The following is a 22,803-nucleotide window of genomic DNA, read 5'->3' as shown; positions in this document are numbered from 1 at the left end:
TTATTTTTTGCTTTTTAGAGAAACTTGTCGTTTAGACTTATCTATACTATGGATAATCATCTCATATTCAATGTCATTTATATAACTCTTTTCTTTATTATTTGGATCATAAAGAAGTCCATCAAAACCATTATAAATAATAAAAAAATGACCAAGATTTTCTGTGTAATTTTTATAGCGACACATTACTTTATCCCCAACCTTTTTTTCAAGAAAAAACTTCAATTGAAACGCTTTTGTTCTGAGTTGAGAATCTCTCGTTTTTTTATATGAGCTATTCTGAATTTTCTTTTTAAAATTTCCTGAATTTTCCTTTAGATATACCCTTTCTGATTTTGAATCTAAATCTTTTATCAAAAGCATAGTTTCCTCGCCTTTTATGAATGATTTTGTTCCTTCATAATCATATAAACTACCATCAATTAAACCATCTACATTGAAAAAGTGAATTACACTTCCTCCCTTAGAATCTATACTGTTCTTGTAAATACAAGAATATTTTGCTCCTATATTTAGAATCCTCTGAGCCTTTTCAAAAGGACTTACGCCTGAAAGATTATTAATATCTATGAAGTTTCCTTTTTCCTCATTCTTACTGAGTTTCACAAGATTTCTATACATTTTAGTATAGTTGAATAATTCATCAAAATGACTTCTCCAATCCATTAAAGTCTTACTATTACCTACAAGTATTAATTTCTTTTTTGCTCTTGAAAGCGCCACATTTAACCTACGTGCATCATCTAAAAAGCCTACTTTACTTGACCTTTGTGACCTGGTAAAGCTAAATATGATAATGTCAAATTCCATTCCTTGAAAGGAGTCTAAAGTTGAAACTTCAACACCGCCTATATTACTCTTTTTTAATTTATCAATTATGTTGGCTACTTGGGCTTTATATGGAGCTATCACAGCAAACCTGTCTTTGTCTACTTTTTCTTCAAATAGCTTTGGAATTACTATTTCCGATATACAGAGGGCTTCGATATCATTCTTATAAGATATACCCTCTTTTGATTCATATGGCGTTTTACTATTGGCTGTATCAATAAATATTACTTGTTTATCAAAAGGAAAAGATAAAGGCAATGTATTATTTGAAGTTGATGCCCCCATTTGGATATTACTATCATAAAATACTTTAGATACAAACTCTCCGATATCTGGGTGCATTCTATGCTGGAAATTCAGTAATTCAATATTAGTGGACGGAAATAAATTAGCTTTATTCTTATTTACTAAGTACTCAAATAAAGAAGTTGTTAATGCATGATTTATTGCTTCTTGGTCAAATTTACTTCTATTAAATCTAACGCTATTTGGAAAGCTGTCTTTATCTTTAGGGTTAATTAAAGTACTATCTATATATGGAGGAAGTTGCATATGATCTCCAACTAGAATTACTTTTTTCGCCATAGAAACCGCTGCAATAGATTCAGATAAATTTGCTTTACCAGCTTCATCAATTATAACAGTATCAAATTTTATGTCTCTATCCGATAAGCCTTTGTCTATACGAACACCAATACAAGTAGCAAAACCAACATTCATTGAATCATAAATTATTGGACGTGCAATATCTTCAAGACCTAAAGCTATCTCATTTTGCCAACTCTTTAGAACATTAATTAAATCTCTTAATCGGTCAATATCTAGACCTTTGAGTGCTGATATAAAATCTTTATTTAACTCTGTAAGTCTCTTTTTAAAATTTGATGGATAATAAACCGATAAATTATTTATATGCTCTAATAAAATTTTAGTTATTTCTTCGTCTGATAAATCGATACATTCTATATTCTTTAAAACAAGCTTAATATTATTTTCGACTACACTTCCATAATACATTGCTAAAGAATCAACTTGATTATCAATATGAAAACCCTCTAATCCAGACATAATTCTTTTTTTATTTCCGAATCTAACTAAAGTCAAATGACTTAAACTTGATAATTTATCTAAAACATTGTCTACTGCAATATGAGTTTGACTTGTAACTAATACTTTTTCTCCTTTATTCGTTAATTGTTGAACAATTTCAGCAATCACAGTCGTCTTTCCAGTTCCCGGGGGGCCTTGAATTAAGAATATATTTTTATTTCCAACGGCTTTGATAACTGATTTTACTTGATTGTTATCAGGAGTTTCTATTCGGGCTTTATTCAGCAATGGATTACTGAAATTAAACGACTCCATTCTCGGAGCTTCAATTTTATCTGGCTTCAAAAACATTGTCTCAATATGAGAAATATTAATACGTTTATCAAAAAAGTCCTGTATAACCTTTCGTTGTACCAGCCACTGCTTAAGTGAAACTTTAGGCTCTACATAAAATCCACTTTCTAAGTCTTCAATACTTTTATCCATCTCGGAAAAATGAAAACGAGCAATATTATCCACAATTTCAAATTCAGCATCATAGAACCACACAAGCTCATTTCCATCCTTCTTCTCTTTCAAGGAACCCGTAGAAGTCTTTATTGACACTAATATTTTTTCAAACTCACTTGCCTCGTAGATATCCTTTAAAGATTCAGTAGCTAATATTTCGATAGATGCTTCACAATCAATTGCAGGAATTTTTGAAATTTGTCCTGAAATCCAAATTGCTTTCTGCTTATTCTTTTCCTTTTCTGTAAAAATTTGAAACTCTAAAAATTTATCAAAAATCTTCAAGGACTCACCCTCTTCCATTAAAATCGCACCAGCTCTCTTTTTAAGCTCTCCGTAAAGCAAAAATGCTTCAGATTTTGTTTTTAATAAATCGAATAATCTCTCGAAAGGTTTATCTATTGGCCTATTAGATTGAAGACCTAAAAATAATATTTGAGATTCAAACAAAAAGCACCCATTCTTTTGTGATTTCTCTTTATAGTATGATGAATCCTTATTTTTTCTACCTATCTCCAGTTTAGTTACAAAAAAGAAATGTTCATCTGGCTCTTCTGTAACAAAACCCGAAATGTATAACTCATCATTGAATAATGTCCAAAAGTGCCTATCGTCTTTAGAGGAATTAATATTAATCCAATACTTCTGTTCAACTAGGTAATCAATCGCTTCTTTCTCAGAGTCAATCTCCGAAAAAAGACTGGATAAATATGGTAATAGTTTTGTCTTGAAGTCTCCTTCCCAGCTCGTAGAAGTAAATTGGATGTATAGTGGCAATTTTAATGAAATTGCTAAATCAAACAAATTATGATTCTCCGCAAATGCCTCCTGGAAAAACTTTTTCTCGTTATTAGACTCACTCTCTTCGCAAAAATCGTAATACAGAGAATTAAAAAAAGAGTCCTGGTCTTTTAAAGATTCATCTCCATGTTCATACGTGATTTCTGGTTTTAAAAGAGAATCATCATTAAATTTCTGGGTAGTTTTGATTTCTGACCTTTCAGGCTCGAAAGAAAAAGTAGTACTAAGTAAAAATCTATCTACAGATTTCGAAAGCACTTGAACTTCCATCTGGTCACCTATCTTATTGGAAAAGTCTTTAGAAATTGATGCAGTCCCGTAAAGATCACTAGGAAAACTAAATACCACTTCTGTATTTAGAACCTGAACAATAGTTCCTTTTATAGTATTACCAACTTTTAAATCCTGCCATACTTTTGCTTCGCTAGGTCTAGGATCTAAATGCTTTCTGCTTACTATAGCTGGTTTATTTGGTTCGTTCTCCAAGACCACTATGTCAGTCCTGTCTCCAACTTTATACTTCTTAAAACGTTTTTCAGAACTCGGAAGACTCCAAGAAATGTTTTGCAACGGTAGTATGGCTATTCTTTCATCGAAAAACTCTAATATTATTGCAGAAGGCTTTAGAATTTCAATGACTTTGGTGTTTATGATTGAACCTCTTTCCCCAACAATAGCACGGGATTTAACTATCTCCCCGTTGGTAGAATCACTTTCTACTAAACCACTCTTATGTTCTATCGACCTTAAATTAATTGCTCGATTAAAAGTATTTTCCGTACCAGGAACACGAGTTTTTATGAGATCAAAGTCTACCTTCTCACCTATACTGAAGTCTAAATAATCCTCGACCAAATATGACACCCTATAATCTACATCGTATTCAATATAACCCAATTTGTCATATTTCAGGATTATTTTTCCTTTTGGCATATTATCTTTTTATTTGAGAACTCATGACATGCTTATATACATCAAACTATCATTAGCATCGTTCTCCACTTATTATTTATATGGGATTTATTGAATTCGAATTTACTTTCATTATAAAGAAAAACCACACAATTATACGCTATATTAAGAAATCAAAATGTGAATTCAAAAATTCAATATAGATTTCGAACTGTTTTTAATTACGAAATATTATTTGGGATGCCAGTTTCTATTAACTATGCAAATAAAAGCTTGGTATTACACATCTTTCATCATGAAAATATTTCTAATCTATTAAAAGATGGTTGATTATTCTCTCGAATTACTCAAACCTGACTTAACTTAATTTCTATCATAAATATAGAAGTCCATCCAAGCATATTCAAGAAAAGACAATGCCTACCTATCACATTAATTATGTTTATGTCTTAAAGTGTCATTTATATAAGTTATTCTTTAGATTTGTAGGATATGTAAAATTGGGATTAGACTCTTCCGATTTATCCATACCCTAACTGCAATCAGCAATAATTAAAGACATTACATGACTAAAAAAAGAGATATAGACGTATCAAAAGAAGCTGGTCTAATATGGCAAGTAGCAAATGATGTGTTAAGAGATATTTTTCAAAGAACAGAATATCCAGACATTATTTATCCAATGGTATTAATCAGACGATTAGAATGCGTTCTACAATCTGAGATAAAAGAGATTGAAAAGAAGTTTGATGATGGTATATCTAGAATGACTGAAAATGCAGCTGCACAATTTATTAATGATCAGCTTTTTAGTAGAGTTGGTTTTACTAACAATTCGGGTTTTACGCTACAAGGGCTAAAGGACGAAGGAGAAAAAAGCATCAAGAACAACTTTATAAGCTATTTAAATGGTTTCCAAAGCAAGAAAGCAAAAAAGGAAGATAAAGACAAGATTCAAGATGTTATCAAGTTTTCAGGAATTAGGAAACATGTAGATAAGTTGAATACAAACCATATTCTGTATTCTGTAATCGAAGAATTTACAAATATCCCCTTAGAGCCTGAAACAGTCTCCAATATTAAAATGGGGTATATTTTTGAGGAATTAGTAAGACGTTTTTCAGAAGCCAATAACTCAGAAGCTGGAGAGCATTATACCCCAAGAGAAGTTATTGATTTAATGACGCACTTGCTGGATATTGATCAGCGTAAACTTAAAGATGGCGAATTAATAACCATTTACGATCCTGCTTGCGGTACAGGAGGGATGTTAACAGCTTTAAAAGAGTTCATTGAGGTGAATGTAAATGAAAAAGCAAACGTGCGCCTATATGGTCAAGAAGTAAATGATAAAACTTGGTCTATTTGTGAAGCCGACTTAATGATAAAAGGAGAAGACGCTAAAGTAGTAAATGGTGATACGCTTTTTGAAGATGGCTTCCCTAATGAGAAGTTTGATTACATGATTTCTAATCCGCCTTATGGTAAATCTTGGTCTAAGATTAAGAAAAAAGTAATGGCAAATAGTAATGGCAGGTTCGAGATTGCCCAACCTCGTACATCAGATGGTCAATTATTGTTTACACTGCATATGATCTCTAAAATGAAAGATCCTAAAAAAGGAGGTTCTGCAATTGCTATTGTACATAATGGCTCTCCTTTATTTAGTGGTGATGCAGGTGGTGGAGAAAGTACTATTCGTCAACATATTATTGAAAATGATATGCTAGAAACCATAGTTGCCCTACCAACCAACTTGTTTTACAACACAGGTATTGCAACCTATATTTGGATTATTAGAAACAATAAAACTGCTGAACGTAAAGGTAAAATACAGTTGATAAATGCAATTGATTTTTGGACACCAATGAAGAAGAGTTTAGGAGATAAAAGACGGTTTATTGCAGATCCTGATGTAGAAAAAATAGTGCAAATCCATAAAGATTTCCAAAAAGAAGAATATAGTAAGATTTTTGATCTTGACGATTTTGCATATCGTAAAGTGACTATTGAGTTAGAGGAATTAGATGAAGAAGGTAATCAGCTGTTTGAAAAGAAAGAAGTAACAGTTGCTCAAAATGCTTTAGCACAAATTTTAAAAGCGACACCTGCACAAATTAAAGTACTAAAAGACAAAAAGAATACTAAACAAGAGATATTTTCTTTTGAGCTTAAAATCGATAGTGATTTTGCTATTAAAAATAGAACTAAAGATAAGGAAATTGAAGTTATTAAAGCTGTAGATGGTAACAAACTAAAACTAACCGCCTTTATTAACGTACCAGTTATTGTTAGAGATACGGAGATTATTCCTTGGAAAGAGGATATGACCAGATGGCTCAACAAAGAAGTTGAAAAAAAATGGACCTATATGGATGAGAAGAAAGGTTATGAAATACCTTTTACACGTGAGTTTTATGTGTACCACCCCCTACGCCAGTTAGAAACTGTCTTGGATGAGTTTAAAAACCTAGAAAGGGGAAATAAAGAAGAAGGTGTCATTGGAAATGTTGAGTTGTTGAACGGTTTAGGTTTAAAGCTATGAGTACATATTCAAAATTAAAGCCTACAAACATAAATTGGATAGGAGAAATCCCACTGGATTGGGAAATCAAACGACTTAAGCAAAATACGTACCTTAAAGGCAGAATTGGTTGGCAGAACCTAAGAGCAGATGAATTTGTTGAAGAAGGACCGTACTGCATTACAGGAACGGATTTTAAAGATGGAATTATTAATTGGAAATCTCCTTATAGAGTCACTGAAGAGAGATATGAGATTGATCACAACATCCATTTAGAAGAAGGTGACTTAATAATTACAAAAGATGGAACCATAGGTAAAGTGGCGAGAGTAACTGATATGCCTTATAAAGCAACTCTAAATAGTGGCATAATGTTAATTAGACCAACAACATCCGCTTTTCATACTCATTTTCTCTATTGGATTTTAAATTCAGAAGTTTTCTATCAGTATAATGAGTACACAAAATCTGGTAGTACAATTCTTCATTTATATCAAAATGTTTTTGAAAGAATGCCTTTTCCCGTTCCAACGATCAAAGAACAAACCGCAATCGCAAATTATTTAGATGAAAAAACAAGCAAATTAGATCTATTAATTAGTAACAAAAAAAAGCAAATTAAAAGGCTTAAAGAAGTACGCCAAATAGAAATAAATACAGCTATTACTAAAGGCTTAAACCCAAATGCAAGACTAAAACCGTCTGGTATAGAGTGGTTAGGTAGTATTCCTGAGCATTGGGAAGTAAAGAGGGTTAAGGATGCTTTGAATTTTCACAATAATGTTCGTATTCCTTTAAGTTCTGAAGTAAGAGGCTCAATGGAAAAACGTATATATGATTACTATGGCGCTTCGGGTGTAATTGACAAGGTTGAAGATTTTATTTTTGACGGAACCTATATTCTTATTGGCGAAGATGGAGCAAATTTACTAGCAAGAAGCAGTCCTCTTGCTTTTATTGCCAGCGGTAAGTTTTGGGTAAATAATCACGCTCATATTTTAAAACCAAAAAATGGAAACATATCATTTTTTACTTTTCAATTAGAAATGCTTGATTATACTGTCAGCGTAACAGGTTCTGCTCAACCTAAGTTAACTTTAGAGGCGTTGGGAGCTATTAAAGTACTTTGTCCTCCAATTAATGAGCAACATGATATTACTGATCATTTATTAGATAGAACAAGTAAGATTGATCAATTAACGAGCAATCTTAAAAATCAAATAAAACAATTACAAGAAATACGTAAAATTGAGATTTACAATGCAGTAACAGGTAAAATTAAAGTGGCATAGTATGGCAAAGAAAAAAGATTTAGTTATTGATAACGAAACGGAATTTGAAAAACATTTCTGTCATCAATTAGAAGTTTTTGGTAAATACCGTTTAGATAAAAACAGAGATGTTTTTATCAATAAAGAACTTTGTCTTTACCCAAATGATTTAGAAGAGTTTTTATATAATACCCAAGAAGAAAAATTAAGGCAACTTCAAGAGCAATATCATACAAAATGGAGAGAAGAGTTTCAAAACCATTTTAAACAAGCACTTGCTACAAAACAGTTGTTTCAGGTTTTGCAAGATGGAATAGAAGTAAATGATTTACATTTCGATCTAATTTATTTTAAGCCCAACAAAGAATCAAATACAATTCAAAGTGGATTATATAAAAAAAATCGTTTTACAGCCATTCGCCAATGGACATTTGGTTCCGAAGGAAAAGCACAAAATAAAAGTTTAGACATTGTACTACTGGTCAATGGTTTTGCTATTGTAACCATTGAGCTTAAAAATCAAGGTACAAGTGGCACTATTGAAGAAGCTATAGAACAATATTTAGGCAGAGATTTAGACTTACCAATATTTCGTCAACCATTCTTACACATTGTTTGTGATAATGATAAGGTAAAAATGGCTGCTGCCTTTGGTAAGCCACCTTCAGACAGTAATTTCCGTGATTTTAATATGGATTTGGTAAACGTCGCACCTAATGAACATGAGTATCCTGTTCATTATTTGTATCACGATATTTTACTTCCAGACAGTTTATTAAATTTTTTAGAATCCTATTTATATCCTGGTAAAGGCAATAGTTGGATTTTCCCTAGATACCACCAGCAACGGGCAACTCGTAATGTTGTTGAGGATATTAAAAAGCAAATTGCAGAAACAGGTGAACTGAATTTAAATTACTTAATCCAACATTCAACAGGTTCAGGAAAAAGTAACACTATTGTATGGTTGGTTCAGAACCTACGTAATGCATTTGATGGCGATAATACTATTTTTGATAGTGTTGTCGTGCTTACGGATAGAATTAATTTAGACGATCAAATATCTAAAGATTTTCAAAAAGCGATTTTAACTCCTGGCGTTGCAGAGTATGCAGAAGATACAGCTGCATTAAAAACAGCACTTGAACAAAATAAAAAGGTAATTATTTCTACCATACACAAGTTCTCACATCTTAAGGAACTTTCAGACCAAACCAATAAAAGAATTTGTGTACTAATAGATGAGGCACATAGATCCCAAGAGGGAAAACTACATGATGGGTTAACAGATACTTTTCAAACAGATGAAGAAGGCGTAGAATTAGTCGCACCAGATAAACAAGATGCATTGATTGAAGAAATTTCAAGAAAGGAATTTCCAAACATGGCATTTATTGCACTTACTGCAACACCTAGTGATAAAACACTAGAGCACTTTGGGGTTGCCAAAAAGGATGAGAATGGAGAAATCATTTTAGATAAGAAGGGAAATAAAACATGGGAAGCATTTGATGTTTATTCCATGGATCAAGCCATAAAAGAAGGATATATAATGGATGTCGCAAAGCATATCTATAGCTATAATACCCTCTATGAATTAAATAAAGGAGTAGACACAAAAAAGGAATATCTACCAATGATGGTACGTAAAGCGCTCCGTCAAAAAGCTTTTCAAGACACAGGAATAATAAAAGAGAAATGTAACCGAATGGTAAACATTTTTAAAAATAAGTCTGCACATAAAATAGACGGAAAAGCCAAGGCAATGGTGGTTACAAGTAGTAGAATAGCTGCATGTAAATACAAGTTGTTTATGGATGAAGAGATTAAAAAACAAGGATTAAATTATAAAACCATAATCGCTTTTTCAGGTGGAGTAGATGTAGATAAATTAGAATTGACTGATGATGAGCTTAAACAATTAAGAATTGACGATTTAAAAGGATCTAAATTCACTGAAGATGGTTTGAACAAAGAGCTCAATCCAAGAAATCTCAAAATAGAAGATTTATTTGAGGAAACCGATGATATCCGTTTTTTAATTGTTGCTAATAAATTCCAAACAGGGTTTAGCGAGTCACTATTACACACCATGTTCGTTGACAAACCACTAAGAGACAAAAATGCAGTTCAGACCTTAAGTCGATTAAACAGAATGCATCCAGGCAAAGTAGATACATTAGCAATCGATTTTACAAATTCATATAAGCAAATTATAAAAGCATATAAGAAATACCAAAAAGATGTAACATCGAACAAATCAAGTGATCCGAATCAATTACATGAATTAAAAGCAGCATTAATAAAATTTGAAATTTTTTCTGAAGATGATGTTACAAAACTCTTAGAATTAGCTACCTCAGGTGACGGTAAAAATATGCCTGCTATTGCAGGGTTAACTTTCAGAATAAAGTCAAACTTTGAAAGCAATTTAACACGGGAAAAAAGAGACGAGTTTAGAACACTCTTAGGAAGGTATTTAGGAATCTTCAAGTATATAAATGCATTGTTTAACTTAAGAGATAAAGAATTACATCAATTTCAACTTTTCTGTATTTATCTTAGTAATAAGCTGTCTAATAGTGGTAATAAAGATTTAGAAAAGGAGCTAAGAGATGTAAGTGTTGTTAACTTTTCTATTCCTGAAGTTGAAATAGATCCCGAGGAGGAAGATGATAACAATTCAAGTGGAGGTAGTACAGGAGGTCATGGATCTGTAACGAGAGTAAGAGTCACAAAAACTGTTAAGGAAGTTATTGAAGAAATTAATCTTAATTTTAAATCTGAGATCGGAGAAGAAGGTGTTGCGATCGTTGGAGAATTTTTGGAAAATGTAGCGAATGATCAAATATTGATTTCCATAATGCTAAATAATAAAAATAAAGATGCTGAAAAAGTATACAATGAAATTATTAAAGAGCAATTAACCAATAAACTTGTAGATACAATTATGTCCAAATCCCCTGAAAAATATGGAGATATTATGACAGATAATGTTTTGTCTTATATAAACAGAACAGCTTATAACGTTTTAAAAAATACAGCTCTTGTAGCTTAAAAACAGGAGAACCAATAAATGGTAAAGCTCCCTTTATAACAACTTAAAATATTTAATTTATGCCAACGATTATCGAAATTTCCGCCGCTCCAGAAGTCAATCAAAACAATCTCGAAATTACTAAACCTAGACTTTTAGCAAGGCTAGAACTGCATCTACCCCCAAATATTGAGTTGACTCCACAGAATGCTCAAGATATTCGTGATAGACTTTCAGATATCGCAACCACATATGCCCTTGCCGCAGGAGAAGTTACGCAATAAAGAACTCATTTTGTTTTTACAACCAATCTTCCTATAGAATTTTAAGATAATAGAAAATCGACCCTCAAGAATCATTTCTATTACCAAGTTTTAGCATATACTTGAGCTCTTCCCAAGTCAGCAATAATAAATTCATTATTGGTGCGGGTTAACAATGGTGTTAAGTGGTCCACAAAGTATTGACCTTTTATTCCCATTCGTCTAATCCAAGCATTTTAGCTCGTTTTAAAACCCATTCTCCACGAGGGTTTTGAATGTGGGTGATATCTAAAATTTTCTGTCCATCCTTAAACTCGCAAGTGATGACAACCTTCTGACTTGTACAATACCCTTTCCTATGTTCGTATTTTTTAAATAATCGATAATCATTAAGCTGATTTGTCCAATTTGTGATACTCTCCACACTGGCATTCATACGCCTGGAGGTATAGCTCCTTTTTGCAAAATACTCTCTTCGTCCTTTACTTAAAGAATTATATTCACCCCATAACAATTTCGATCCCGTCAATAAGTCCTCATGCCTATAAATTTCATAAGGCAAATAAATTTCTCTTTTATCATCAACTTCAAGTTGTTTGTGCTTATCCGTTAATGTATACTTCCTTCCCTCCTTTAACAAAAATCCCATCTGAACAAGATTTTTGCGGCTGTATGCCACTATATTTATATGAAGATTGAGAAGCTGACCAATTTTGGAATTTGATAGTTGGGTATACCCCTTCTTGGATTGAAAAGTATAATCCAAACCAAGAATTAATTTCTCATTAAACGATAACTGACAATCCGAAAGAATTGTTGCCGGAATTTTTAGAACAAGTTGCTTGTTCTCTTTAGAAAGGAGATGGTTGTACATATTTTTATGGTTTGTTAAAAAAGGAAGCTGTCGACCCAAAATGACGCTTCCTTTTTAGTTCCTATGTAACCTTCCTTAAATTTTACAAAACCACCAATTTTGCACCCCAATATTATTGAACAGATTTATAGGACTGAAAAAACACCAATCCTACACTCCATTTACACCAATTTCGCACTTTATTAAAGACCAATTGTGCATTTCAATAACACCAATTTTGCACTTATAATTAAATACTTAGTTAAGTAGTTAATTAAAAAGAAGAATTGGCGAATAACTTGTTGTAACGCCTTCGGCTAACAACAGCCAGTTATCCGCATTTCATTTTTTGAAAAAATTAATAATCACTTGCTAACATCAATGTACAGTAATTGTCATCCTCAGAATACTGATTAGTATCCTTCATCGATTTACTCAGCTGATCAATAAAAAAAAGCTCACAGTCTTGCTCAATATGATAAAACGACTGTAAATAATCTACCCCTTTATGTTGTTTGACCAAGTCTTGTGTAAAGGTATAGATTTCCAATATCTCTTCTGCATCCAGTAAATTACGAACTGATTGAGTGATGTAGAAGTTTCCATTGAATTGATAGGTACCCTCTTTTTCTTGAAGTTTATATTCTAAACTATTAATGAATGTGAACCTACTGATAAGATAACCCAAATTCTCCTTTGAGTAACTCATGTGGTTAGCAATCTCCTCATTAGTATAGTTAAGATCCTTTAGCTGTAAGTATACATTATGGTCTGCAATTTCTCTTTGTTGCGGTGTTTCGTCAAAAATATCCATGATAAAAGTTTTGGTAACCTTCACCATTTATATTCATATAAGATAACTGTTGCGTATCTTTTCTAATAGACCGGCCTTTACAAAAAGAAGCAGCAATAACTTGCAAGTTAGCTTTTCAAGAGGTTATGTCGTATTTCTTTCGTACGGAGAACTTAGATTAAATCATTGATCTTCCGAAGTTTCTTTGAGTGCCTTCCTCTCTAATAAAAAGACACTGAAAGAAACTCTTTATTTCATAATCTCAACTGCAATCTCTGACGCATCTTTATTATTTACATCACCAATATAATAACTGACGAGATACTTTCCTTTTTGATGCGCTTTCATCAAATCCTCGATCTTATACTTTACATTCTCATCTAAACTCTTTTCAAAAAATCTAAATTTATCTTTAGAGGACTTTTTTATAATAGTTACACCCTTTTTTAGCGCAATCCTGAAGTTCTCAATATCTATAATTGTTGACATTTTAAAACAGTCATTCTCTCCAAGAAAACTAAGACATACCAAAGGAAATTCATCATCCTTGATGGCAACTCTAAGTAGTTTGTTAATTTCACGGTCTTTGAGGTATTTAATTGATGGAGAAACATCAGAATAAACTCTGTTATAAAACCTCTCATACTTTATTGTTGGTTGCTCATCTATTTTCTCAGTCGGCTTGAAAGCATACTTCCAATAACTTCCACGTGTATTCAATTGCATTTGCGGCAAACGTTTTAATCTTAAAATCACCTCATCAGTATATTTCTTGACGAACTCATCAAATAATTCAGGATGCTGCTCACTAAAAGAATATGTATTTTTTCTTAACGAATCTAATTTTCTTTCAATTGTTACGCTCTCATCAGATGGAGGTGTTCTTTTATCAACTAATTGCTTACTATAGACCAACTTGTCTTTAGAATCAAAAGCAACCTCTTTTACCAGCCCAATGCCATAAGCATAATATTTTGTTACAGTGTTTAAGCCGAAATCATTAGAATGTTTGCTTACGGCAATACAGTCAATATACTCGTTGTAATCTGTTTTAGTTGAAGTAAAAGTACTCTTGTACTTATCAGATAAAATTTCCCAGTCAGAATCTGGGTACTGCATAACAGTTTCATCAATTCGTTTGAATTGATTTGTCAAACTTGTTTTTTGTACTGTGTGTACAATTTTGTTATTATAAGGTTGATAGTATTCCACTAGGGTTATTTCCGATCCATTAGGTAAGTATCTCTTGATAGCAGAGGCAATGAGTTCTCTATCCTTTTTAAGCATCTGAAGCTCCGAAACCCCGATATTCCATTTAAATTCTTTTTCAGAATACTCGCTTGAAAAAAAGTAATCAATTAATTTTTTCTGCTGAGAAAATGAATTTAGACCGAATAAAAGGAAAGCGACAATAATTACTTTCTTCATGATTAAGGAATTTAGACTCTATAGTTCCGAATAGAGAGTTTTACAAACGAAAAAGCGTGGAACTTTAGCTTACCGTTCGAGAGGTACTGGTATACCCGTGTACAAATAAACCAAGCCCACGCCAAAGCGTGAGCGTTGAGTCCATTTATCTTGTACACGTTCAAAAATTACCAGTTTTCTCGAGTCAGAATAAATAGCTAACGCTATATCTTTAATATTTCAATCGTAAAGTTAATAAACTATTTAGGTTAATTCTCATCTTTCGGTCATATACATAGAACTTATGACTAAAAATTTCAATCAATCACTCAATACACTTTTTTCAATTAAATACTGTATTCCATGATCGTATTTTGAGGGTAATCAGTTATTGTGGGATATTCAATAATCCCTGCCTATAGTGTTTTATGACATGAAATTTGTTTTAATATCAGTGATGCTTAAACAGAGTAAAGGGACGTGCTTAAGTTTTGAATAGGATATGTCACAATCATCCAAGTATGCAACAAAGTCTCTTGTTCCATGATTTCAAAATCTGCTCTTTTTACGCTCATTGTGTAAAGTCTTTGAGGATTTACTATGGAATTTTGCTCCGTCTGCTTTTATATTTATGCACTACGCGATACCAACCTATGCCGACTGCGATAGAAACCTTAGCATTATTTCCGCATTTTCATCCTGCGACACCTTTATATAGGTTAAAAATGCCCTTTCAGTTCGGTGCCCTGTAATCTTCATAATTACATGAGAAGGGACACCACGCTTAAACATGTTGGTGGCGAAAGAGCGTCTAGCCGTATGAGTAGTAATTAAATCATATTTCCTATAAGAGATCTCTTGGCGATTCCGACCTTTGGTACGCACTTTTAGGAATGTATCGTTGATTTTTGCGCGTCTACCAATTTCCTTGAGGTGTTTATTCATTGTTTGATTAACACAAGATTTAGGTAAACTGTTTGGGTTGTCCTTATACTTCTCCATGATGTTTTTTACAATGTCCATCAGTGGTATTGTAACCCATTCATTAGTTTTAATCGTTTTAACTTTAAATGTCTCCCCAATAATATTCTCTTTCTTGAGTCTGCTAAAGTCACTAAATCTCAACCCTGTATAACACCCAACAATGAACAGATCCCTAACACGCTCCATTGATTTGTTATAACTTAAGTCGAGGTCAATCATTCTTTTCAACTCATCCTCAGTTAAATAAATGTTATTAACTTCTTCCCTAACAGTCTTGAAATTTTTATTTCTGTACATTAAATGCGTGTTATAACCCCTGTCAGTAGCATCATTCAGTATAACCTTCAAATTTTTTATTACTCGACCAAAACCATTATTTAAAAAACCCTGAACGCCAGTATAGAACTCTTGAAAGTCATAGTAAAAATCCATATCAATATTGTGCCAATCAAGTTGGATTCCTGAATACTGTTTATACTTTATTAATTGGTTCAATACTGTTCGATAAGTCTTTAAGGTACCTTCGCTCTTGCTCTTTTTGCTTTGTTGTAGATAATGCTCTGCGTATTCGAAAAATGTATATTGCGTTTTCTTAAGTTGTTCAACCTTCGTTTCGTTATATAAACGCTTAACATAAGTGGTAGCGGGATCCTCTCCACTTATCAAAAGACCATTTACTATATCTTCTACTTTCTGTTTGATAGTAGATAAATAAATGTTGAAGCGATCCGAACCTGAATAACTTCTTTTTACTTTTTGGTTTTTAGCATCCCAATGCTCATCTCGCATGTTCTTGTGAGAAGTAAAGTACGTTACCTTTTTCTTGTGCGTGTACCTCAGCATAAGCATTGATTCTGGGCTTTTAACTTTCTTCTGATGTTGCGATTTGTTTAATACAAATTTTAATGTTGCCATAATTTTACAGTTTTAATTGGACCAACCTTACACCATATATCTATGTGAGGTCCCTAGTTTTGATATTAATTGGTTATCTTTTATTACTTTGTAAGTTATATGTGGTTTCTAATGTGAATAATGTTTTCTTACGCTTGCTCTTTTGAGAAGGTGTTAATCTCATTTTATCCAATACATTAGAAATTTGTGAGTAAACACTCAATCCAAGTTTCTGCTCCATATTTTTAAGTGTTGCATACAGAATATGGATTATTGAAGTTTCAAGAGGCGCATGTTTCAATTCTTCCTGAATAATCAGGTTGCCTATCTCGGAATTTAACTTTAGTTTAAAATCTTCAAATGTTTCTTGAGTACACAATTCCTCCACTGTAAAGTCTTTCGAGTTTGACATCTTTAATTCATATTTAATCAAAGATTTATTCGGATACTGACTGATTGAAAACGTTCTTTTAGATTTTGCATTAGCAATAGGATCATATACCTTAAAATGAAATCCTCTGCTATCGCCAAACATCTTCATTGTTGAAGTTGATTTCTCTATTTCATAGTCCTTTATACCAACAAGGTTTTTAATGTAACTCTGCGATGAATCCTTAATTTTATGATATCCCCCAAATTCTAACTCGTGAATCTTTGCGTGAGATAGATCAATTCCTAATAAGTCCGTTAACGAATTAAGAGTTCTTGATAAACTCTGCGAATCGAACGATTTAAAATTATGACCATAAACCAAATACGGAATGCTTGTGCGGATTGTAATATTATTTCCTTTGTCTATAAATAAATCAAAATTTTTATCGAAATACTGACCGTTAGAATTGAGTGTATAATGTCTCTTTAAGTTTTCATGTGGTATTAAACTGCACCAGTTTATAATGTTCGTATCGACGTTATAAAGCTTAAGCTTTATATAGTCATATTGATAATTGAATAACACTTCCATTGTTCTAATATTTATTGGTTAATAATTCAGTTTAATGGGACATAGCCCAATTTGATCCTTTTTTCTAAACTCACCTCAAGTGGTACAGACAGTCTTACAACATTTTCCATTGTGTCTTTGACCAACTTTTCCATGATCTCCATTTCATTATCAGGCACCTCAAACACCAACTCATCATGAACTTGAAGTATAAGTTTGGATTTCAAATTTCTGTTTGTAATTTGATTATCACAGGCAACCATAGCCATTTTGATAATATCTGCTGCTGTACCTTGAATAGGAGAATTCATAGCTAACCGTTTACCTGCTTCACGCTCAAGTAATTTACTCGATGATAACTGTGGAATTGGACGTCGTCTACCTTATACGGTTTCTGAATAACCATGTTTATCAGCACAGTTTATTAAATCATCTAAACATCGCTTGACACCGCTAAATCTCTCAAAATACTTAGACATAATCTCTTGCGCCTGTTCTACAGAATGTGGCTTGTCTGTTATTTCTGTTAGTGATGCAGACAATCCAAAAGCAGTCTTACCATAGATCAGCCCAAAGTTGATGCTCTTTGCTATTGAGCGCTGTTCATCAACAACTTCAGAGTACTTTATACCAAAAATTTCTGCGGCAGTTAATCTGTGAACATCTAAATTATTTCCATATTGATCTTTAGTAGTGTATGCTTTTAAAAGAAACTCGTCCTGACTCATTTCAGTAACGACGCGTATTTCAATCTGAGAATAATCCGCACAAACAAACTGACATCCTCTCTTAGGAATGAACATCTCTCTGAATAAAGATTCCAGAATTTTTAGCCGATTGGTCTCGCCATTCTTTACCTTGACATTGGGAATATTCTGTAGATTAGGCTTACTACAGCTAAAGCGTCCCGTTGCTGTACCTATTTGGTTAAATTGTCCGTGAAGTCTTTTAGTTACAGGATTTATGTTTTGTAACTGTTTACAGAAATTAATCAGACTAATCGTTTTACGATAATCGAGCAATAATTGAATAATCTTGTGCTGATCCGTTAATTTTCTCAAGTGTGATTTGTCTGTGGAGTAGCATCCGTTCTTACCCACTTTATCTATTTTAGGCTGTAACTGAAGTGTCTCAAACAACAGCTTATGCAACTGCTGAGGACTCTTTAGATTGATTTCATCTTTAGAAAACTCATTAATTTGCTCGACAAATACTTCACGAAGCTTCTTCAGCTCTTTAAGTGTTTGTTCACACTTTTTAACATCTATTTTCACACCGTCAAGCTCCATCTTCATAACCACATGGAGTGTTTTATATTCTAAGTCCAGTATATTTTGGTCCATTCTTTATTGATTTAATTGATTAGTGATATAATGGTATAATTGATAGGTGAGATCCGTGTCTTCACAAGCATAGGTGGTCAATTCATCGATAGGTACTTCAGTAATTAACTTTTCTCCTGCCATCTGTTGGAAATTGATTTGCTTATAGCCCAAATGCATTACTGAAATCTCCTTTAGGCCATGTGTCTTTCGGTTAGGATCCAAGAAGTGATCAAGAATCATGGTATCTTCAATACGTCCTAATACGGTGATGCCATAACGATGTAAAAACTTTAGGTCGAATTTCGCATTGTGTAGCACTTTAGTGATATGCTCTGCACTCAAAAATGGAATTAGGGGTTCTATAAAGGATAATACTTTGGTTTTATGCTTTGGAAAAATCACGTTATAACCAGTTCGCTTTTCGAAGGTCAATGCCAAGCACACAATGTCATCCTGAAAACAGTCCAAACCTGTAGTTTCCAAATCAATGGCCAAGACTTCATTTGGATTGTCCTCAAAATGTCGTGTCATCTTATTAACCAATCGCGTCATTTTGTTTGGAGTGTCCACTGTTTTATAATTGGTATCCACATCATCCATCGTCAACAGGCAATGTTCAGTATCCTTTATGACTTCAAAAAAAGCTTTCGAATTTGACGGTGTTTCCTTGTATTTAAGATTCTTGTACTCACAGTACTTCTTGAGTTTCACTGTAAAGGTGCGCTGAGTAGGTGCGTAGCGTTTATCCCCATAGCCACCATTTCTAAACTCATCGAATAGTTCCTTCTTATGATGTTTAAGTTTTTCAAAAAATTTTTCGTCCAAGAACTCCAAAAGGTCGGAGCCTAGTTCACTAATTAGTCTACGCTGTAATAGGTTAATTGGCTCAGCTTCTACCAATCCATGATTTAGGTAGTAGCGAACACAAAAGATCATAAATAATGTTACTTCGTTCCAGTCAAAATCATTCCAGTCTTCGAAAAACTGTTGATTAAAATCATCACGCACCGTTAAATGTGGTCCGTAATACTCCGAAAGTTCTATCTCATATTTACGGCGTTCGGTACTATGTCCAGAAGGTGCTTTAATCATAAAGTTGGATGACAGTATGATTTTAGGAGACCGCTCAAATGGGATTTCAATTTCTTGTTTGTATTTTCTATTTATCGTGAAGTTATCCGTTATACGCCCGTACATAATCTCAAAATCGAAATTGGCTCTAACATCATTGATTGATATGATGTTTGTGTTTGATGTCGCTCTTTGAAACGAAAATTGGCTGTTGCTAGTAAAATCCTTACCTGGCAGCTCGCACAATTCTCTGAAATAGCTTAAGCTTTTTATTAGAAGACTTTTCCCTGTTCCACCATGTGCAGCGTTCAGCTCATTTATCGTTTGATCTAGAAGTATAATAGCCTTGGTGTTTGAAGCCTTTTTAAAGCGATGAAGCAAATATCCTATAAGTGATAAAAAAGCCTTAGAACGCTTCATCTTCTGATCTGAGATGTTGTAAACGAATTGAGCAAAATTGGTCCTTCTGAATAGTCCCTTGGTTTTTTTCGGATTGAAATGTTTATTAATGATTTGCTCTTTAAAAATATAGCCATCTAGTTCTCTGTAATCGAGAAGTTCATAATCATGTTTGGTTATTTTCACTACTGTATTCTTGAAGTAAAGAAAACAACTGTCTTCTGAATCAAAATGTGTTTTGATTTCGGTGGTTGGCAAAAACTTAAGGTTAAGTGGACTGAATAATTGTGGTGTCTTGTTGATCCAAGCACTTTCGATTTGGTCAACAAACAAACCATCTATGATGTTATTCTCTGAATTATCTTTTAACCACTTTTTTATCAAAGTGATAATTTCAGAATGATCTTTAATTGTGTAGACAACCTTGCATTCGATTCTGACGACTTGATAAGCACCATTTATTTGTGCATATCGAAAACCGAGTTCTCCAAGAAATTTGACGAAGTTTAGAGTTGGTATTTTAACCTTTCCAACGTCTTTTCCCTCCTCAATTACGAACCAAGGTTTAAAAGCGATTTGATTTACTGATGGTAAACTCATTTTCATAATGTTATTGATTTAAGGATTTGATGAACTGCTCTACTTCGGAAAGTTTATATCGCTTGGCGCCATGTACGTTATAAACAGGGAAGTCTCTGTGAGCTTTTTTCATTTTATAAAAATGTGAAGTTGAAATCTGAAGAGCTTCGCACAACTGACCATCTTTTAAAAGGTTTTCACTCGCTACCAGCGTCCCAGTAACGGCATTAGGCTGTTGGGATAGTGCATCGATAATACGCTGTGCTATTCGGCTTTCTAATTCCGAAAAAACCTTTAAAACATGATGTTGTAGTGCTTTCTGATCCATAACTCGTACATTCTGGATCAAAATTAGGGTGAAGTTGGGCGTGCTCGCCCTTCTCGTAATCTTATTGAGTTTTTACACTTATTACGAGATATAATTATTTTCTGTCCAAAAGATTGGAACCATAGTTTTTTAAGAAGTGGTCTAAGTTCTTCCCAATAGCTCTATCGCGAACTTCAGGAAAAGCATTATACATGATTTTGGCAAAATCGGTGAGGGTCGGAGGTTCTAACCCCCTTTTCGTATAGAATTCTTTTTGTTTCTCCGATAGACTTTTCCTTGAACTCATCTGTTCATCTATCTTCTGATTATATGCTTTAAGTTTGCTTTCCAACACGTATTTATACTCCTCATCATAGTGCTTCTTAACTAAATCAATCCTCTCTTTAATATCAGTAAGGTTATCTAACTCAATGAAAAGTAGTTTAGCATGATTGAGATTTGTACCAAATTCAAACGCATTAAAGAAAAACGCAAGAGCATCCTGTTCTGTCATTACGTCATTCATTGCATCCAAAAAGAATAATTTAAAATCAGAAGGTTTATTATGAAGCTGAATTTTATAGTCAATCTGTCCTTGATTAAAATAATCCGAATATTGATCAAATGAGACTTTGTGTTTCAAAAGCATTTTAAAGCGTCTCTCTGCTGTTTTTTTATAAGAATCGAGTATTGCTACCAAGTGTTGTTTATTAAGCGTAAATTCCTCTTTGTAATCGAGAAATTCCTCTGCAGCGCCAGCATCATGATAAATGCGTTCTTGTTGATTAAGCCAATTATTTAAAAATGAAGTTCTTTCAGAGTTGTTCAAATAGAGTTCTAAATAGTAGCAAATAAAGTGCTGTTCTCCTGTGTTATAATTCCAGAAATGGTCCTTGAAGTAATGTTTGTCAAATTTATTCTCAAATAATTTATCTACAAAACTAAATACCTTCACCGCAGAAACAATTGGAATCTGTGTTATCGCAGTGTTTATTCTCGAATATCTTCTACTCATAATTCAAAAAACAGGACTTGTGTGAGACTACTTGATAATACTAATAATCAAAAGTAGTCAAAACCAACCATTGCCGAAAACGGAAACATTCTACACCTCTTTAGGTACAGTATATTAAAGCGGAGCGATGAAATTTACTTTCAACAAAGCTTAATCACTTCTTCATAATAATAATAATCTTTTGATACTACCTTATGTGTAGAAAGCCAATGACAGTAAGGGTTTCGGTAAAGGTTTGAGCATATGTTTTAGCTCAACAAAAAAAACCTTGACTATCTAATTGACAATCAAGGCTTTAGGTACTGTAGATTGTGGTCCCACCTGGGCTCGAACCAGGGACCACTTGATTATGAGTCAAGTGCTCTAACCAGCTGAGCTATAGGACCGGCTAAGAGGATGCAATATTACTACTAATTTTAAAATCTTACAACAATTTTAAGATTTTATCTCTTGGCATAACTCAATCAAAACACCATTGGTGCTTTTTGGGTGTAAGAAAGCCACCAACTTGTTATCTGCGCCTTTCTTGGGCGTTTTATTTAATACAACAAATCCTTCTTTTGAAAGCCGCTCAATTTCCGCCTCGATATCATCCACAGCAAAGGCGATATGATGGATCCCCTCCCCTTTCTTTTCTATAAATTTGGCTATGGGGCTATCAACTGAAGTTGCTTCCAATAATTCAATCTTATTTGGGCCTGCCTCAAAAAATGAGGTGCGAACGCTTTCGCTTTCCACGGCCTCAATTTTATAGTGTGGTTTTCCAAGAAGTGCGGCGAATAGGTCGTTTGAGACATCTAAGTCCTTTACCGCTATGCCTATATGTTCTATTTTTTTCATAGTAATGCCCGCGAAGGCTTGTCATTCCCGCGATCCCGATAGCTATCGGGAGGGAATCTCTTTATATACCTGCGAAGGCAGGTATCTTATTAATCTCCCACGCATTGTTTTCAGCAAACAGTGGTGGAATTCTATTTCAATTAATCAAAAGTCAAAAACATAGCACTACAACAGTACTCATTCCAACTTTATGC

At 33.3% G+C, this 22,803-nt stretch carries 14 protein-coding genes, 1 tRNA gene and 1 pseudogene; 4 read left to right on the top strand and 12 right to left on the bottom strand.

The window, feature by feature from the left end; all coding sequences use genetic code 11:
- Positions 1–4,125 (bottom strand): AAA domain-containing protein, encoded by a 4,125-nt coding sequence (locus tag J4051_RS00965; RefSeq protein ID WP_208231737.1) that lies wholly within the window; start codon positions 4,123–4,125, stop codon positions 1–3.
- Positions 4,126–4,669: 544 nt separating this feature from the next.
- Between J4051_RS00965 and J4051_RS00960 the strand changes: the two genes are divergently transcribed.
- The 4 genes from J4051_RS00960 to J4051_RS00945 are packed head-to-tail and all read left to right on the top strand — an operon-like array spanning position 4,670 to position 11,220.
- Positions 4,670–6,649, top strand: coding sequence for a class I SAM-dependent DNA methyltransferase (locus tag J4051_RS00960; protein WP_208231736.1), 1,980 nt, complete (start codon positions 4,670–4,672; stop codon positions 6,647–6,649).
- Positions 6,646–7,920 (top strand): restriction endonuclease subunit S, encoded by a 1,275-nt coding sequence (locus J4051_RS00955; RefSeq protein WP_208231735.1) that lies wholly within the window; start codon positions 6,646–6,648, stop codon positions 7,918–7,920. The genes J4051_RS00960 and J4051_RS00955 overlap by 4 nt, the downstream gene beginning before the upstream one ends.
- Position 7,921: 1 nt before the next feature.
- The gene (locus J4051_RS00950; protein WP_208231734.1) at positions 7,922–10,957 is read left to right on the top strand and encodes a DEAD/DEAH box helicase family protein; all 3,036 of its coding nucleotides are present in this window, start codon (positions 7,922–7,924) and stop codon (positions 10,955–10,957) included.
- Positions 10,958–11,016: 59 nt separating this feature from the next.
- The gene (locus J4051_RS00945) at positions 11,017–11,220 is read left to right on the top strand and encodes a hypothetical protein (RefSeq protein ID WP_208231733.1); all 204 of its coding nucleotides are present in this window, start codon (positions 11,017–11,019) and stop codon (positions 11,218–11,220) included.
- A 187-nt stretch (positions 11,221–11,407) separates the two neighbouring features.
- Here the strand turns inward: J4051_RS00945 and J4051_RS00940 are convergent, their stop codons facing one another.
- The 11 genes and pseudogenes from J4051_RS00940 to mce all read right to left on the bottom strand — a co-directional run bounded on the left by J4051_RS00940 (position 11,408) and on the right by mce (position 22,609).
- Positions 11,408–12,073: a hypothetical protein gene (locus J4051_RS00940; protein ID WP_208231732.1), complete on the bottom strand. Its 666-nt coding sequence runs from the start codon at positions 12,071–12,073 to the stop codon at positions 11,408–11,410.
- A gap of 337 nt (positions 12,074–12,410) precedes the next feature.
- Positions 12,411–12,893 carry a hypothetical protein gene (locus J4051_RS00935; RefSeq protein ID WP_208231731.1) on the bottom strand — a complete coding sequence of 161 codons (483 nt, stop codon included), beginning with the start codon at positions 12,891–12,893 and terminating at the stop codon, positions 12,411–12,413.
- Positions 12,894–13,094: 201 nt separating this feature from the next.
- Positions 13,095–14,273 carry a hypothetical protein gene (locus J4051_RS00930; RefSeq protein WP_208231730.1) on the bottom strand — a complete coding sequence of 393 codons (1,179 nt, stop codon included), beginning with the start codon at positions 14,271–14,273 and terminating at the stop codon, positions 13,095–13,097.
- A gap of 630 nt (positions 14,274–14,903) precedes the next feature.
- Positions 14,904–16,151 carry a site-specific integrase gene (locus J4051_RS00925; protein WP_208231729.1) on the bottom strand — a complete coding sequence of 416 codons (1,248 nt, stop codon included), beginning with the start codon at positions 16,149–16,151 and terminating at the stop codon, positions 14,904–14,906.
- A gap of 73 nt (positions 16,152–16,224) precedes the next feature.
- Complete coding sequence (locus tag J4051_RS00920) at positions 16,225–17,094, bottom strand: hypothetical protein (protein ID WP_208231728.1); 870 nt, start codon at positions 17,092–17,094, stop codon at positions 16,225–16,227.
- Between the two features lie 26 nt (positions 17,095–17,120).
- A pseudogene (locus J4051_RS00910) lies at positions 17,121–18,362 on the bottom strand (DNA polymerase).
- Positions 18,363–18,419: 57 nt separating this feature from the next.
- Positions 18,420–20,474 carry a DUF5906 domain-containing protein gene (locus J4051_RS00905; RefSeq protein WP_208231726.1) on the bottom strand — a complete coding sequence of 685 codons (2,055 nt, stop codon included), beginning with the start codon at positions 20,472–20,474 and terminating at the stop codon, positions 18,420–18,422.
- A 4-nt stretch (positions 20,475–20,478) separates the two neighbouring features.
- On the bottom strand, positions 20,479–20,775 hold the full coding sequence (locus tag J4051_RS00900) for a helix-turn-helix domain-containing protein (RefSeq protein WP_208231725.1): 297 nt from the start codon (positions 20,773–20,775) through the stop codon (positions 20,479–20,481).
- Between the two features lie 94 nt (positions 20,776–20,869).
- The gene (locus J4051_RS00895; RefSeq protein ID WP_208231724.1) at positions 20,870–21,769 is read right to left on the bottom strand and encodes a hypothetical protein; all 900 of its coding nucleotides are present in this window, start codon (positions 21,767–21,769) and stop codon (positions 20,870–20,872) included.
- A gap of 312 nt (positions 21,770–22,081) precedes the next feature.
- A tRNA-Ile gene (locus J4051_RS00890) sits at positions 22,082–22,155 on the bottom strand.
- Between the two features lie 49 nt (positions 22,156–22,204).
- Positions 22,205–22,609 carry a methylmalonyl-CoA epimerase gene (mce, locus tag J4051_RS00885; RefSeq protein WP_208231723.1) on the bottom strand — a complete coding sequence of 135 codons (405 nt, stop codon included), beginning with the start codon at positions 22,607–22,609 and terminating at the stop codon, positions 22,205–22,207.
- Between the last annotated feature and the right edge of the window lie 194 nt (positions 22,610–22,803).

The organism is Gelidibacter pelagius, assembly GCF_017581925.1.
Classification (GTDB): Bacteria; Bacteroidota; Bacteroidia; order Flavobacteriales; family Flavobacteriaceae; genus Gelidibacter; species Gelidibacter pelagius.
Note: the sequence above shows the minus strand (reverse complement) of the source record. Positions and strands in the feature narration are given on the sequence as shown.